Annotated in this window: 14 protein-coding genes; 12 read left to right on the top strand and 2 right to left on the bottom strand. The window is 68.9% G+C overall.

Translation table 11 applies throughout. From position 1 onward, the window contains the following. Nucleotides 1-222: 222 nt before the first annotated feature. The gene (locus AC1RSK_RS22920; protein WP_492910002.1) at nucleotides 223-1,449 is read right to left on the bottom strand and encodes an alkaline phosphatase family protein; all 1,227 of its coding nucleotides are present in this window, start codon (nucleotides 1,447-1,449) and stop codon (nucleotides 223-225) included. 80 nt (nucleotides 1,450-1,529) lie between these two features. Between AC1RSK_RS22920 and AC1RSK_RS22915 the strand changes: the two genes are divergently transcribed. The 11 genes from AC1RSK_RS22915 (at nucleotide 1,530) to AC1RSK_RS22865 (ending at nucleotide 11,408) form a co-directional block, all read left to right on the top strand. Then, nucleotides 1,530-2,411, top strand: a complete 882-nt coding sequence (locus AC1RSK_RS22915; protein WP_492910001.1) for an ABC transporter ATP-binding protein — start codon at nucleotides 1,530-1,532, stop codon at nucleotides 2,409-2,411. Nucleotides 2,412-2,413: 2 nt separating this feature from the next. Then, entirely contained in the window at nucleotides 2,414-3,232 is an 819-nt protein-coding gene (locus tag AC1RSK_RS22910) for an ABC transporter permease (protein ID WP_492910000.1), read from the top strand. Between the two features lie 67 nt (nucleotides 3,233-3,299). Further along, on the top strand, nucleotides 3,300-3,596 hold the full coding sequence (locus AC1RSK_RS22905) for an FtsB family cell division protein (protein ID WP_492909999.1): 297 nt from the start codon (nucleotides 3,300-3,302) through the stop codon (nucleotides 3,594-3,596). Nucleotides 3,597-3,673: 77 nt separating this feature from the next. After that, on the top strand, nucleotides 3,674-4,696 hold the full coding sequence (pdhA, locus tag AC1RSK_RS22900; RefSeq protein WP_492909998.1) for a pyruvate dehydrogenase (acetyl-transferring) E1 component subunit alpha: 1,023 nt from the start codon (nucleotides 3,674-3,676) through the stop codon (nucleotides 4,694-4,696). Next, on the top strand, nucleotides 4,696-6,057 hold the full coding sequence (locus tag AC1RSK_RS22895; RefSeq protein ID WP_492909997.1) for a pyruvate dehydrogenase complex E1 component subunit beta: 1,362 nt from the start codon (nucleotides 4,696-4,698) through the stop codon (nucleotides 6,055-6,057). Before pdhA ends, AC1RSK_RS22895 begins: the two co-directional genes overlap by 1 nt. Then, a complete protein-coding gene (locus tag AC1RSK_RS22890) occupies nucleotides 6,054-6,461 on the top strand; it encodes a GFA family protein (RefSeq protein WP_492909996.1) in 408 nt (135 codons plus the stop codon). The genes AC1RSK_RS22895 and AC1RSK_RS22890 overlap by 4 nt, the downstream gene beginning before the upstream one ends. Then, nucleotides 6,458-6,892, top strand: a complete 435-nt coding sequence (locus AC1RSK_RS22885) for a GFA family protein (RefSeq protein WP_492909995.1) — start codon at nucleotides 6,458-6,460, stop codon at nucleotides 6,890-6,892. The genes AC1RSK_RS22890 and AC1RSK_RS22885 overlap by 4 nt, the downstream gene beginning before the upstream one ends. A 12-nt stretch (nucleotides 6,893-6,904) precedes the next feature. After that, on the top strand, nucleotides 6,905-8,194 hold the full coding sequence (locus AC1RSK_RS22880; protein WP_492909994.1) for a pyruvate dehydrogenase complex dihydrolipoamide acetyltransferase: 1,290 nt from the start codon (nucleotides 6,905-6,907) through the stop codon (nucleotides 8,192-8,194). A gap of 196 nt (nucleotides 8,195-8,390) precedes the next feature. Continuing rightward, nucleotides 8,391-9,794, top strand: a complete 1,404-nt coding sequence (gene lpdA / locus AC1RSK_RS22875) for a dihydrolipoyl dehydrogenase (protein ID WP_492909993.1) — start codon at nucleotides 8,391-8,393, stop codon at nucleotides 9,792-9,794. Further along, on the top strand, nucleotides 9,794-10,234 hold the full coding sequence (locus tag AC1RSK_RS22870; protein ID WP_492909992.1) for a GNAT family N-acetyltransferase: 441 nt from the start codon (nucleotides 9,794-9,796) through the stop codon (nucleotides 10,232-10,234). The genes lpdA and AC1RSK_RS22870 overlap by 1 nt, the downstream gene beginning before the upstream one ends. Before the next feature lie 79 nt (nucleotides 10,235-10,313). Next, complete coding sequence (locus tag AC1RSK_RS22865; RefSeq protein ID WP_492909991.1) at nucleotides 10,314-11,408, top strand: serine hydrolase domain-containing protein; 1,095 nt, start codon at nucleotides 10,314-10,316, stop codon at nucleotides 11,406-11,408. Here the strand turns inward: AC1RSK_RS22865 and phaC are convergent. Next, nucleotides 11,405-13,237, bottom strand: coding sequence for a class I poly(R)-hydroxyalkanoic acid synthase (gene phaC / locus AC1RSK_RS22860; protein WP_492910003.1), 1,833 nt, complete (start codon nucleotides 13,235-13,237; stop codon nucleotides 11,405-11,407). The two genes, AC1RSK_RS22865 and phaC, sit on opposite strands and share 4 nt — an antisense overlap. Before the next feature lie 232 nt (nucleotides 13,238-13,469). Between phaC and AC1RSK_RS22855 the strand changes: the two genes are divergently transcribed. Continuing rightward, a complete protein-coding gene (locus tag AC1RSK_RS22855) occupies nucleotides 13,470-13,949 on the top strand; it encodes a hypothetical protein (RefSeq protein WP_492909990.1) in 480 nt (159 codons plus the stop codon). Nucleotides 13,950-14,058 lie beyond the last annotated feature (109 nt).

Raw genomic sequence — 14,058 nt, 5'->3', positions numbered from 1 at the left:
CCCCCCCCCCCCCCCCCCCCCCCCCCCCCCCCCCCCCCCCCCCCCCCCCCCCCCCCCCCCCCCCCCCCCGCGCCGGCCTGTCGGGAAGAACGCGTTCTGGCGCGGCTGTGACAGCTGCGTTCATGGCAGCCCGATCCGCCGGCGCTGCCCCCTCCACCACCGGCCCTGAGTCGGGCCGGCGGTCCCCCTCCCCCGTGGCGCTGCGCGCCCCGAAGGCGGAATTTACTTGAGCACGCCCTTGGGCAGCGTTCCGTCGCCCTTTACGGCCTTCACCCCGATCAGCCGCGCCAGCAGGGGATAGACGTCGACATTGTCGAAGGTCGCCACCGTCGCGCCACGCCGCACGCCCGGCCCCCAGGCCAGGAACAGGGCCCGCATCTCCGGCGCGGCGTTGTCATAGCCATGGGCTCCGGTGATGGCGGTTTCCGGCTTGCGCCGCGCGGCGCCCTCGACGTTGCTGATCAGCCAGCCGACCTGGGCCATGCAGACGATGGCCGGGATGCGAGGGTTGCTCCCGTAGGCGAGGCGCTTGGGCACGTCGGCCTTGCGCCAGCAGGTCATGTGCTCGTGGGGCCTGAGCAGCAGAGCCTCGCCCCGCGCCTCCTGGCCCGGCAGCAGGGCGAAGGTGGCGGCCGGGCCGCCGGAGACCAGGCGCACGCCGCCCGGGTCGGCGGCGTCGACGACGATGACCTGGCCGGGTGGCACCGGGGCCATGCCATGGTCGGCGACGATGACCAGGTTGACCCGGCCCTCGAGCCCCCGGGCCTTGAGACCGTCCAGCAGCCGGGCCAGCGCGCCGTCGACTTCCCCGACCGCCGTCCGGACCTCGGGCGCGCCCGGCTGGAACCTGTGGCCGGCGGTGTCGACGATGTCGAAATAGAGGGTGGCGAAGCCCGGCTTCACGGCCGGATCGTCCAGCCAGCCGAGCAGCACGTCGACCCGGGCGGCGGAGGACAGTTTCTGGTCGAAGGGGGCGTATTTGGCCGGCCGCACGCCGCCGATGTCAGCCTCGGAGCCTGGCCAGAACATGGTGGCGGTGCGCACGCCGGCCCGTTCGGCGGTCACCCACAGCGGCTCGCCCTGGTCCCACCACCGCCGGTCGACGACCGCCTGCTTGTTGCTCATGGTGAAGCCGCCCAGGGCCGGGTCGTCCATGTTGTTGGCGACGATGCCGTGGTGATCGGGGCGCAGGCCGGTGACCAGGGTGTAGTGGTTGGGAAAGGTCAGCGACGGATAGGAGGGGCGCATGCCCTGGGGCGCGACCACGCCCTCCGCCGCCAGCCGGGCGAGGGTGGGGGCGTCCGTCGCGTTCAGGTAGTCGGGGCGAAAGCCGTCGATCGAGATCAGGATGGTCAGGGGGCGGGGCCCGGCCGGCGCCGGCGGCGCCGTGGCGCAGGCGCCGACCACGAGGACGGCGATGACCGCCATCCACACTCTCATCCGAACCATCTTGAGCCCTCCTTGGCGACTCTCAGCGCAACGGCCATAGTCGCCGGTCACGACAGGCCGATGATGGCTTCGGAGCGTCCATGAGTTTCGCCCTCCAGGCCATCGGCCTAACCAAGACGTTCGGGTCCGGCGCGGGCGGGGTCAAGGCGCTGGACGACTTCAGCCTGGAGATTCCGCGCGGCGGGGTGTTCGGCGTGCTGGGACCGAACGGGGCCGGCAAGTCGACGCTGTTCCGGCTGGCGCTGGGGCTGATCAAGCCGACTGCCGGCGAGGTGCGGCTGCTGGAACAGCCGGCCGGTGATCCCAAGGCCCTGCGCCGCATCGGCTCGATGATCGAGACGCCGCGCTTTCACCCCTACCTGACCGCCCGCGAGACGCTGGTCATGCTCAGCACCCAGAGCGGCGCGGCCTCGCCGGATGTCGCGGGCTGGCTGGCCCGGGTCGGCCTGACCGAGGCGGCCGACCGCAAGACCAAGGGCTTCTCGGTCGGCATGAAACAGCGGCTGGGCCTGGCCGCCGCCCTGATCACCCGGCCCGAGGCGGTGATCCTCGACGAGCCGACCAGCGGCATGGACCCGTCGGGCATCCTGGAAATCCGCGCCCTGATCCGCGAGCTGGCCGACCGCGACGGCGTCACCGTCATCCTGGCCAGCCACCAGCTGGACGAGGTGCAGCGAGTCTGCAACCGCGTCGCCTTCCTGGCCAAGGGCAAGCTCACGGCCATCGAGGATCTCAGCCAGACCAAGGAGCAGCTGCGCATCCTGGCCGCGCCGCAGGCCGCGGTGCTCGACGTCCTGGGCAAGCGCGGGGCCGCCGACGGCGACGCCGTGCTGGCCGCCATCACCCGCGCCGAGGCGCCCGACCTGATCCGCGCCCTGGCGACGAGGGGCATCGACATCGTCGAGGCCCGTTGGGTCGGCGGCGACCTGGAACGGGCCTATCTCTTCCATACGGGGTCTTGAGCATGCTGCTGGACGCATTGAAGGCCGAGCAGTTCCGCTTCTGGCGCGATCGCGGCGCGGTGATCTGGGGCTTCGCCATCCCGGGGATCGGCGTGTTCGCCCTCGGCGTCATCGCCACCCTGTTCGTCAAGCTGGTCGCCAAGACCAAGCTGCCGGGGTTGGTCAATCTCGGATCCGACATCGTCGGGGCGCTCTCGGGGGCGGGGTCGCCGATCACGCAGATCTTCTTCCTGATCGGCGCGGCGGCCATCTTCGGGACCGACTACCGCTGGGAGACCTGGCGCCTGCAGACGCCGCGCAACAGCCGGCTGAACCTGATGCTGGCCAAGTTCGCCGTCTACGCCGCCGCCGCGGCCCTGGGTCTCATCGGCATGGCCCTGGGCGGGCTGCTCAGCGGCCTGGCGCGGGCGGTGATCGAAACCGTGCCGTTCGAGCCGGTGAACTGGGCGGCCTTCGCGCCGGCCTTCCTGCGCGGCTTCGCCGGGGCCTGGCTGGAGCTGCTTGTCGTTGGCTTCATCGCCGCCCTGGTGGCGGTGCTGACCCGCACCAATGTGGCGGCCATCATCGTCACCCTGCTGTTGGCCTTCGCCCAGGCCATCGTCATGGGCGTGGTGCGGCCGGACCCCGTGCATCCGGAGTGGGACATGCTGCTCAGCTTCCCGGGCCTCTCGGCCCAGGTGCTGCGCGGCGGGCCGGTGGGCATCGGCGGGGTCACCGCCCAGGGGGCGGAACTGGCGACCGTCATGCTGCTGATCTGGATCGCCGTGCTGGCCGGACTGACCGTCCTGCTGTTCCTGAGGCAGGAACTCACCCGCGAGTAGCACTCCATTAAGCATGACAATGTGATTCTGCCCGGGTTCTCCGCGTTCCAGGAAGCTCGTTCAGCGCATGCTCGCGCAAATCCGCCCCTACCTGCCGACGATCACCCTGCTGGGTTTGATCGTGTATTTCGTCTTCCACGGCCTGACCGGGGAGCTGGGCTGGCTATTGTCTCAGCAACGGCGGGCCGAACAGACGCAGTTACACGAAAAGCTGAAGCTGACCCGGCAGGAGAGGATGGACCTCGAAGCCAGGGCTCGGCTATTACGCGACGGCAGCCTTTCGCGGGACCTTTTGGAAGAACGCGCGCGTTCTGTCCTAGGCTTCGCGGACCCGAGGGATTATGTGATCCGTCTGCAGCCCTGACCCGGGTCGATCCTTTCGCCCGGTGAAGAGCCGAGGGAAGGAAAAGGCCGCATTGAGATCGGTCCAGGGAGAGATGAATGGCGCGGGCTATTAAGGCCAAGACATCGGGGAAAGGTTCTGACACCGGTGTCACGACCAGCCGCGAGACGCTGCTGAAATACTACAAGGACATGCTGCTGATCCGCCGCTTCGAGGAGCGGGCGGGGCAGCTGTACGGCATGGGGCTGATCGGCGGGTTCTGCCACCTCTACATCGGCCAGGAAGCTATCGCCGTCGGCATGGAGGCCATCCGCAAGCCGGGCGACCAGATCATCACCGGCTACCGCGACCACGGTCACATGCTGGCCGCCGGCATGGACCCGCGCGAGGTCATGGCCGAACTGACCGGCCGGGCCGGCGGCTCGTCCAAGGGCAAGGGCGGCTCGATGCACATGTTCTCGACCGAGGCCGGCTTCTACGGCGGCCACGGCATCGTCGGGGCGCAGGTCAGCCTGGGCACCGGCCTGGCGCTGGCCAACAAGTACCAGGACAACGGCAACGTCTCCTTCGCCTACTTCGGCGACGGCGCGGCCAACCAGGGCCAGGTCTACGAGAGCTTCAACATGGCTCAGCTGTGGAGCCTGCCGGTCGTCTACATGATCGAGAACAACCAGTACGCCATGGGCACCTCGATCGAGCGTTCGGCGTCGGAAACCCACCTGCACAAGCGCGGCATCTCCTTCCGCATCCCGGGGGAAGAGGTCGACGGCATGGATGTCGACGCCGTGGCCGAGGCCGGCGCCCGCGCCGCCGAGCACGCCCGCTCGGGCAAGGGCCCCTACATCCTCGAGATGAAGACCTACCGCTACCGCGGCCACTCGATGAGCGACCCGGCCAAGTACCGCAGCAAGGAGGAGGTGGACGAGGTCAAGAAGACCCGCGACCCCATCGATCACCTGCGTGAGAAGCTGGACAAGGCCAAGGTCTCCGAGGACGAACTGAAAACCATTGACGCGGAGGTGAAGCGCATCGTCGCCGAAGCCGCCGAATTCGCCCGCACTTCGCCTGAGCCGGACGCTTCCGAACTCTACACCGACGTCTACCTGGAGGCGGCCGAGTAATGACCGACATCCTGATGCCCGCCCTCTCCCCCACCATGGAGGAGGGCACGCTCGCCAAGTGGCACGTCAAGGCCGGCGACACCGTCAAGGCCGGCGACGTCATCGCCGAGATCGAGACCGACAAGGCGACCATGGAGGTTGAAGCCGTCGACGAGGGCGTGATCAGCGCCCTGCTGATCGACGCCGGGACCGAAGGGGTGAAGGTCAACACGCCGATCGCCCGCCTGGACGGTGACGAGGGCGCTTCGCCCGCGCCGACGCCAGCGCCCGCCGAACCCGAGGCCGCCGCGCCCGTCGAGGCCAAGCCGCAGCCGACGCCGGTCGCTGCGGCGCCGGCCAAGGCGCCGCTGCTCGACCCGGAGATCCCGGCCGGGACGAAGATGGTCAAGATCACGGTCCGTGACGCCCTGCGCGACGCCATGGCCGAGGAGATGCGCCGCGACGACAAGGTCTTCCTGATGGGCGAGGAAGTCGCCCAGTACCAGGGCGCCTACAAGGTCAGCCGCGAGCTCTTACAGGAGTTCGGCGACCGCCGTGTCATCGACACCCCGATCACCGAGCACGGCTTCGCCGGCCTGGGCGTCGGCGCGGCGATGGCGGGTCTGAAGCCCATCGTCGAGTTCATGACCTGGAACTTCGCCATGCAGGCCATCGACCAGATCATCAACTCCGCCGCCAAGACGCTCTACATGTCCGGCGGCCAGATCAAGTCGTCGATCGTCTTCCGCGGCCCCAACGGCGCGGCCGCCCGGGTCGGCGCCCAGCACAGCCAGGACTACAGCGCCTGGTACGGCCAGGTGCCCGGCCTCAAGGTCGTCGCCCCCTACGACGCCGCCGACGCCAAGGGCCTGCTGAAAGCCGCCATCCGCGACCCCAACCCCGTCGTCTTCCTCGAGCATGAGATGATGTACGGCGTCGAGTTCGACATCCCCGATGTCGAGGACTGGATCGTGCCGATCGGCAAGGCCAAGGTCCGCCGCGAGGGCTCGGGCGTCACCATCACCGCCCACAGCCGCATGGTCGGCCTGGCGCTTAAAGCCGCCGAGGAACTGGCCGCCGAAGGCATCGAGGCGGAAGTCATCGACCTGCGCACCATCCGCCCGCTCGACCACGAGACCATCGTCGAGAGCGTCAAGAAGACCAACCGCATCGTCTGCGTCGAGGAAGGCTGGGGCCCGATGGGCGTCGGCGCCGAGATCGTGGCGCGGGTGATCGAGCACGCCTTCGACTACCTCGACGCCCCGCCGCTGCGCGTCCACCAGGAAGACGTGCCGCTGCCTTACGCGGCCAACCTGGAGGTGCTGTCGCTGCCGTCGGTCGAGAAGATCGTCAAGGCGGCCAAGGCGGTGAGCTACAAGTGACCCAGGCGGCGCACAGCTGGCATGCCGGCGGCTGCCACTGCGGCGCCGTGCGGTTCGAGGCGGCCTTGCCGGCCGTCGTCGAGGCGCAGAGCTGCAACTGTTCGATGTGTCAGAAGGTGGGCTTCGTGCATGTCATCGTGCCGGAGAGCCGGTTCCGGCTGACGGCCGGCGCGGACGTCATCACCACCTACAGGTTCAACACCGGGGTGGCGAAACACACCTTCTGTTCGGTCTGCGGCGTGAAGCCCTTCTACCGGCCGCGCTCCAATCCGGACGGCTGGTCGGTCAACGCCCGTTGCCTGGACAGCACCGAGGGGCTGGACCTGCGGATCGAGCCCTTCGACGGCCAGAACTGGGAGGCGCATGCCGCCGACTTGGCGCATCTGTCGGAGGAGGGCGCATGAGCCACGCCCTCAACGGCGCCTGCCACTGCGGCTCGGTGCGGGTTTCCTTCGAGAGTCCGGACATGGACGCCGTGCCGGTGTTCGCCTGCACTTGCAGCTTCTGCCGCCGCCACGGCGCCCGCTACGCCCGCGATCCGGCCGGCAGCCTTCACGTTACTGCCGCGCCGGGCGTTCTGGGCCTCTATCGCTTCGCCGCCCAGGCGGCCGACTTCTGGCTGTGCGAACAGTGCGGCGTACTGGTGTTTTCCAGCGTCGAGACCGACACCGGCCTGCGCGCCACCCTCAATGTCGTGGGGACCGACATCGAGGAACTGAAAGACCGTCCCGCCCAATCCATGGACTTCGGCGAGCAACCCGCCGAGGACCGCGCCGCCCGCCGCCAGGCGATGTGGACGCCCCTTACCCTTGTCGAAGCGTCTCCGAGCGCATGAGAGAGCAGACGAATGTCTATTGAAATCCTGATGCCCGCCCTGTCGCCCACCATGGAGGAGGGCTCGCTGGCCAAGTGGCATGTGAAGCCCGGCGACACCGTCAAGGCCGGCGACGTCATCGCCGAGATCGAGACCGACAAGGCGACCATGGAGGTCGAGGCCGTCGACGAGGGCGTCATCGAGGCCCTGCTGGTCGACGCCGGCACCGAAGGCGTCAAGGTCAACACCCCCATCGCCCGAATGGCCGGGGAGGGCGACGCGCCGGCGCCCGCTCCTAAGGCTGAGGCTCCGAAAGCCGAAGCTCCCAAGGCCGCCGAGGCGCCGAAGCCGGCGCCCGCCGCGCCAGCGCCCGCGCCGGCCGCCCCGCCGGCCCAGCTCAATGGTTCGGGTGACCGGGTCATGGCCTCGCCGCTGGCCCGCCGCCTGGCCCAGGCCGCCGGCCTCGACCTCGCCTCCGTCAAGGGCAGCGGCCCGCACGGCCGGGTGATCAAGGCCGACGTCGATGCCGCCCGAGGCAAGGCTCCCGCCCAGCCCCCGGCCGCCCCCGGCGCCGCGCCGGCCACCGCTCCGGCCCGCGCCCCGCAAAGCCTGGCCCAGATGGGCATCCCGGACGGCACCTACGACCTCGTGCCGCTCGACGGCATGCGCAAGGCCATCGCCCGGCGGATGACCGAGAGCTTCCGTGACGTCCCCCATTTCCCGCTGACCATCGACCTGGAGATCGACGGCCTGCTGGCCGCCCGCGCCAAGATCAACGCCATGCTGGAGAAGGACGGCGTCAAGGTCTCGGTCAACGACCTGGTGATCAAGGCCGTCGCCGTCGCCCTGACCCGGGTGCCGGAGGCCAACGCCAGCTACAGCCCCGAGGGGCTGGCCATGCACCACCACGCCGACATCGCCATGGCCGTGGCCATCGACGGCGGCCTGATCACCCCGATCATCCGGGCGGCCGACACCAAGGGCCTGGCCCAGATCGCCACCGAGGCCAAGGACCTGGCCGGCCGGGCCCGCGACCGCAAGCTGAAGCCCGAGGAATTCCAGGGCGGCACCTTCACGGTCTCGAACCTCGGCATGATGGGCATCAAGTCCTTCGCCTCGATCATCAACGAGCCGCAGGGCTGCATCATGAGCGTCGGGGCCGGCGAGCAGCGTCCCGTGGTGAAAAAGGGCGAACTGGCCGTCGCCACGGTAATGACCGTCACCCTGACCTGCGACCACCGCGTCGTCGACGGCGCCATCGGCGCCCGCTTCCTGCAGGTGTTCAAATCGCTGATCGAAGACCCGCTGACGATGATTGTCTGAGGTCGCTCCGCGACCTCTCTCCTTTCCGCTCATCCCGGCGAATGCCGGGACCCATTTCATAGGGCGCTGATCTGTCCGGCTTTTCTCATTGGCACTCCCCGAGCACCGAGATCCGTCAAATGGATCCCGGCATTCGCCGGGACGAGCGGATCAAGAGAATGCCCTGCGGCCCGACTACTGACTACGGAGCAGTCTCGTGAGCGATTTCGACGTCATCGTCATCGGCGCCGGCCCCGGCGGCTATGTCACCGCCATCCGCGCCAGCCAGCTGGGCCTGAAGACGGCCATCGTCGAGCGGGAGAACCTCGGCGGCATCTGCCTCAACTGGGGCTGCATCCCAACCAAGGCCCTGCTCAAGACCGCCGAGGTCTATGAGCAGCTGGGCCACCTGGAGGCCTACGGCCTGTCGGTCACCGGCCGGGCCTTCGACTTCACCAAGGTCGTCGAACGCTCGCGCGGGGTGGCCAAACAGCTGACCGCCGGCGTCGCCTTCCTGATGAAGAAGCACAAGATCGAGGTCATCGAAGGCGCCGCCAAGCTCGAGAAGGCAGCTGGCGCCCCCAAGGTCGTCATCGCCCTCAAGGCCGGCGGCAGCCGCACGGTCACCGCCAAGCACGTCATCCTGGCCACCGGCGCCCGGGCCCGCACCATCCCCGCCATCGGCTTCGAACCGGACGGCGACCGCATCTGGACCTATCGCGAGGCCCTGGTCCCCAAGGCCGCGCCCAAGAGCCTGATCGTCATCGGCTCGGGCGCCATCGGCATCGAGTTCGCCAGCTTCTATCGCGCCCTCGGCTCCGAGGTGACGGTGATCGAGGCCCTCGACCGCATCCTGCCGGTCGAGGACGAGGAGATCTCCAAGGCCGCCCACAAGGCCTTCGAAAAGCGCGGCATCAAGTTCCGCGTCGCCGCCAAGGTGTCCAAGCTGGCCAAGACCAAGGCCGGCGTCAGCGTCGCCCTGGAAGTCGGCGGCAAGGCCGAGACCCTGGAAGCCGACATCGCCATCGTCGCCATCGGCATCAGCCCCAATACCGAGAACCTCGGCGCCGAGACCCTGGGCCTGAAGCTCGATCGCGGCCATGTCGTCACCGACAGCCACGGCGCCACCAACGTGCCCGGCCTCTACGCCATCGGCGACGTCGCCGGCGCCCCCTGGCTGGCCCACAAGGCCATGCACGAGGGCGTCCACTGCATCGAGCACATCGCCGGCTTCAAGACGCCCAATCTGACCGCCCCGATCCCGGGCTGCACCTACGCCACCCCGCAGGTCGCCTCGGTCGGCCTGACCGAGGCGGCGGCCAAGGCGGCGGGCTACGAGGTCAAGGTCGGCCGCTTCCCGTTCCGGGTGAACGGCAAGGCCATCGCCGCGGGCGAGCTGGATGGCTTTGTCAAAACCGTCTTCGACGCCAAGACCGGGGCGCTGCTCGGGGCCCATATGATCGGCCATGAGGTCACCGAGATGATCCAGGGCTACGCCATCGCCATGACCATGGAGGCGACGGAAGAAGACCTGTTCGCCACCGTCTTCCCGCACCCGACGATGAGCGAGGCCATGCACGAGGCGTCGCTGGACGCCTACGCCCGGCCGCTGCACATCTGATGATCCGCCGGGCGAGGCCGGAGGACCGCGCCGCCCTGGTGGCGTTGATGGAAGCCAGCAACGGCTACGAGGTCCCGGCCGCGAGGGCGATGATCGCCGCCTTCATCCCGCGCTGGGTCTTCACCGAGGCTGACGAGGTCTGGCTGGACGAAGAGGCCGGCGAGGTCATGGGCTTCCACCAGCTGATCCCGCATGACGGGACGGCCCTGGAACTGGACCTCTTCTTCACCGCCAACGCCGCCCAGGGGAAGGGCGTCGGCCGCCGGCTGTTCGAACAGATGGCGCAGCGGGCGAGGGCGCTGGGGGCCAGCGCCGTGGTCATCTCGTCCAACCCTCAGGCGGCGGAATTCTATCGGCGGATGGGGGCGGTGGATGTCGGAGTCTCGCCGCCCGTCGGGGAGATCACCTGGGAGCGGCCGAAGCTGCGGCTAAATCTGTAGGCGCCTTCCTACATGACCGAAGCTTAACTTGCGGCCCCGGGTCCACGCTGCTCTTTGGCCCAATCCGGGGAGTGACGTGATGATCGGCAATCGGCGACAGGTTCTGGCGGGCGGCGGCGCCCTAGCCCTGATGACGGCCAGCGGCGTGTCGGCGGCGGCGAAGTTCGACGCGGCGGCCACCCTGGCCTCCCTGTCTGCGGCGGCGGCCAGCGAGCCCTTCAACGGCGCCCTGCTGGTCGCCGGGCCGGGCGGTAAGCCGCGCACCACGGCCGTCGGCCTGGCCAACATCGAGACCCCGCGCCCGATCACCCCGGCCACCCCCTTCGGCATCGCCTCGATCACCAAGTTCCTGACAACGCTGGCCATCCTCAAGCTGGTCGAGGAGAAGAAGCTGGTCCTCGAGGCGCCGATCACCAGCGTGCTCAAGGACTACCGGCGCGACACCGGCGACAAGGTGACCCTGGCCCACCTGCTGTCCAACACCAGCGGCATCCCCAACGGCTACATCGCGGCGGTGAAGCTGGATGCATCCCTCATGAGCCTCGACCTGCCGATGGCCGAGGCGATCAAGCGCTACGCCTCCGGCGACCTGACCTTCGAGCCCGGCGCCCAGTTCGACTACTCGCTGACCAACTGGATCCTGGTCCGCGCCATCGTCGAGGCCGCCGCCGGCGCGCCGTTCGAGGACGTCATCGCCGCCCGCGTGTTGAAGCCCCTGGCCATGAAGGACACCGGCCGGCTGCTGCCGACCATGATCGACCCGGTGGCGGCGCCTTACCGCACCACCACGCCGCCGGTCCGCAACCTGCAGCTCAGCCCGCCCTTCGCCACCGCCAGCGGCGGCTATTGCTCGACGGTCGGCGACCTGCACCGCCTCGCCATCGCCGTCTTCGAGCGCCGCTTCCTGTCGCCCGCCTCGCGCAAGCTGCTGACGACGGTCCGCGTGGCCGACCAGAACTACTGCCTGGGCGGCCGGGTGAAGACCCTGACCCTGGGCGGCGCCGAACGGCGCTTCGCCTGGGAGACCGGCAATTCCGGCGGCTACAAATGCCTGCTGGCCCACGGCCTGGACGGCGGCCCGACCCTGGTCCTGCTCAACAACACCAACCTCAGCCAGAAGCGCGTCGACGAGATCGCCATCGCCGCCCTGAACCGCGGCTACGGCGCGGTCTAGCTGCGCACCTTCACGAACGACCCCGGCGCGTCCTCCAGGGCCTTGAGCGGCCCCTTGGTCGGGTCGCGGGCCGGGACCATGTCGCCCGACCGCTCGTTCAGCCAGACGGCCCAGTGCGGCCACCAGCTGCCCGGATGCTCCACCGCCCCGGCCACCCATTCCTCGACGGAGTCGGGGAGGGCGCTGTTGGTCCAGTGCTGGTACTTCCTGGCGTCCGGATGGTTGATCACCCCGGCGATGTGGCCGCTGCCCGCCATGGTGAAGGTCACCGGCCCGCCGAACAGCTTGGCCCCGCGATAGATGCTGCGGAACGGGGCGATGTGGTCCTCGCGGCTCGACTGCACATAGATCGGCGTCTTGACCTTCTTCAGGTCCAGCCTCTCCCCGGCCAGGGTCAGCTCACCCTTCGACAGGGCGTTGTCCTTGTAGAAATGGCGCAGGTAGAAGAGGTGCAGCGCCTTGGGCATCCGCGTCTGGTCGCTGTTCCAGAACAGCAGGTCGAAGGGCTTGGGCTCCTTGCCCATCAGGTAGTTGTTGACGAAGAACGACCAGATCAGGTCGTTGCCGCGCAAGGCGTTGAACGTATCGGCCATCGATTTGCCGGGCAGGAAGCCGCCGGCCTTGTCCATCTGGGCCTCGATGTCCTTCAGCCAGCCCTCGTCGACGAACAGCCGCAGGTCGCCGGCCTCCTCGAAGTCCTGTTGGGCCGCGAAGAAGGTCGCCGAATTGATCCGCTTGTCGCCCTTGGCCGCCATGTGGGCCAGGGCGCAGGACAGCAGGGTCCCGCCGATGCAGTAGCCGACAGTGTTCACCCTGTCGGTGCCGCACTGCTTCATCACCTGGGCGGTGGCGTCGTAGATGCCCTCGACCAGATAGTCCTCGAAGGTCTTGGCGGCGAGGGTCTCGTCGGGGTTGACCCAGCTGGTCACGAAGACGCTGAAGCCCTGGCCGGTCAGCCAGCGGATCAGGCTGTTATCGGGCCTAAGATCGGTGATGTAGAACTTGTTGATCCACGGCGTGAACAGCAAGAGCGGGATTTCCCGCACCTCGTCGGTCGTCGGCGTGAACTGCAACAGCTGCAGGATGTCGTTCTGATAGACCACCTTGCCCGGCGCGGTGGCGACGTTCTGGCCGACCACGAACTCGTCCATGTCGGTCTGGCTGATCGACAGCTGGCCGCCGCCGCGGGTCAGGTCCTCGGCGAACTGGTCCATGCCGCGCACCAGGCTCTCGCCGCCGGTCGCCACCACTTCGCGTAAGGCCGCCGGGTTGCTCATCAGGAAGTTGCTGGGGCTGACCGCGTCGGTCAGCGTCTTCATGAAGAACTCCACCCGCCGCTTCTCCAGCGGATCGACGCCCTCGACCTCGGAGACCAGGCTGTTCAGCCAGTTCGACGTCAAGAGGTAGGACTGCTTCATGACGTCGAACAGCGGGTGGTTGCCCCAGTCGGGATCGTTGAACCGTTTGTCGCCCTTGGCCGGGACGACGGTGGGCTCGACGGTCTCGCCGCCCATCCGCTTGGCGGTGTTCTGCCACAGGTCGAGGTAGCGCGAGAACAGGTCAGCCTGGGCCCGCAGCATGCGGTCGGGCTCGGACGCCAGCTTGCCCATGACCTGGGTCAGGGCCGGGCCGACGTGGAAGGGGTCTGTGTTCAGCGCCGCCGGGGCGTCGGCCTGGCGCAGGGCGGCCTCGGCGATGGCGCCCTGGGCGGTGACGGCGGCGCGGGCCAGATTCGCCGACAGCTTCTCGAACTGCTCACGCTGTCCCTTGGGAATGAAGCCGGCCGGGTCGTCGCCCAAAGAAGAGAGGGGTGGCGGGAACTTCGGCATCTCGGGCGGCGGCGCGCTCGCCTCGGCGGTCGCCTGGCGGGCGGCGTGGACGCGGTCGTCGGGCTGTTGTTTGGCGGCCTTCGAAGCGGTTTTCGCCTTCGCCGCCTTGGGTTTGCCGCCGGCCTTCGCCTTGGCCTGTTTGCGGGTCGGGGCCTTGGCTTCACCGGCCATGCATCGTTTCCTCACCTGGAAGGGCGACGGGTCGCCCTTTCGCTTGCCGCAATCATCGCATATGACCGGACTTGCTATGAACGGCCAAGCCCGCATTCCGTTGTCGCGCAAGATGAGCGCCAGTGTCCTGGTTCTGGGCGCCCTGAGCCTTGCCGCCTGCGCCTCGCCCTCGGGCCGGCGTCCGTTCGCCGAGGTCCCGGTCAATCCGACCTCGCCGGCCAAGGCCGACATCGAGGCGGTGCTGGCCAAGCCCGGCGGCTTCCCGACCTTCGCCTCCATCCCGGCCCCGCCGGCCGACCTGCCGACGCCTGAGGCCATGAAGGCCCAGGTCGAGGACCAGGCCGCCGAAGGCGTCTACGTCACCAACAGCACCGCCCCGGAAACCTGGGACCTCGACGCCAGCGACGCCTTCGCCGCCCGCGCCATGGCCGACGCCGACGTTGGAAACATCCACCCGCCGACCGACGCCGAGATCGCCGAATCCGAGGCCTTCGCCGCCGCCGCCCGGGCGCGAGCTAAGGCGCCTCCGAAGCCGAAGTAGGGAAACCTGCGGGCATCGGAGGCATGATCTTCCAAGAGCCTGCTTGGTTGGGCCCCTTCGGTGGGCTATCCATGCGCGACTTTTAGCTCCCATGCGCCGATTTGCGGCG

The organism is Caulobacter sp. GW821-FHT11A05, from assembly GCF_058809015.1.
Note: the sequence above shows the minus strand (reverse complement) of the source record. Positions and strands in the feature narration are given on the sequence as shown.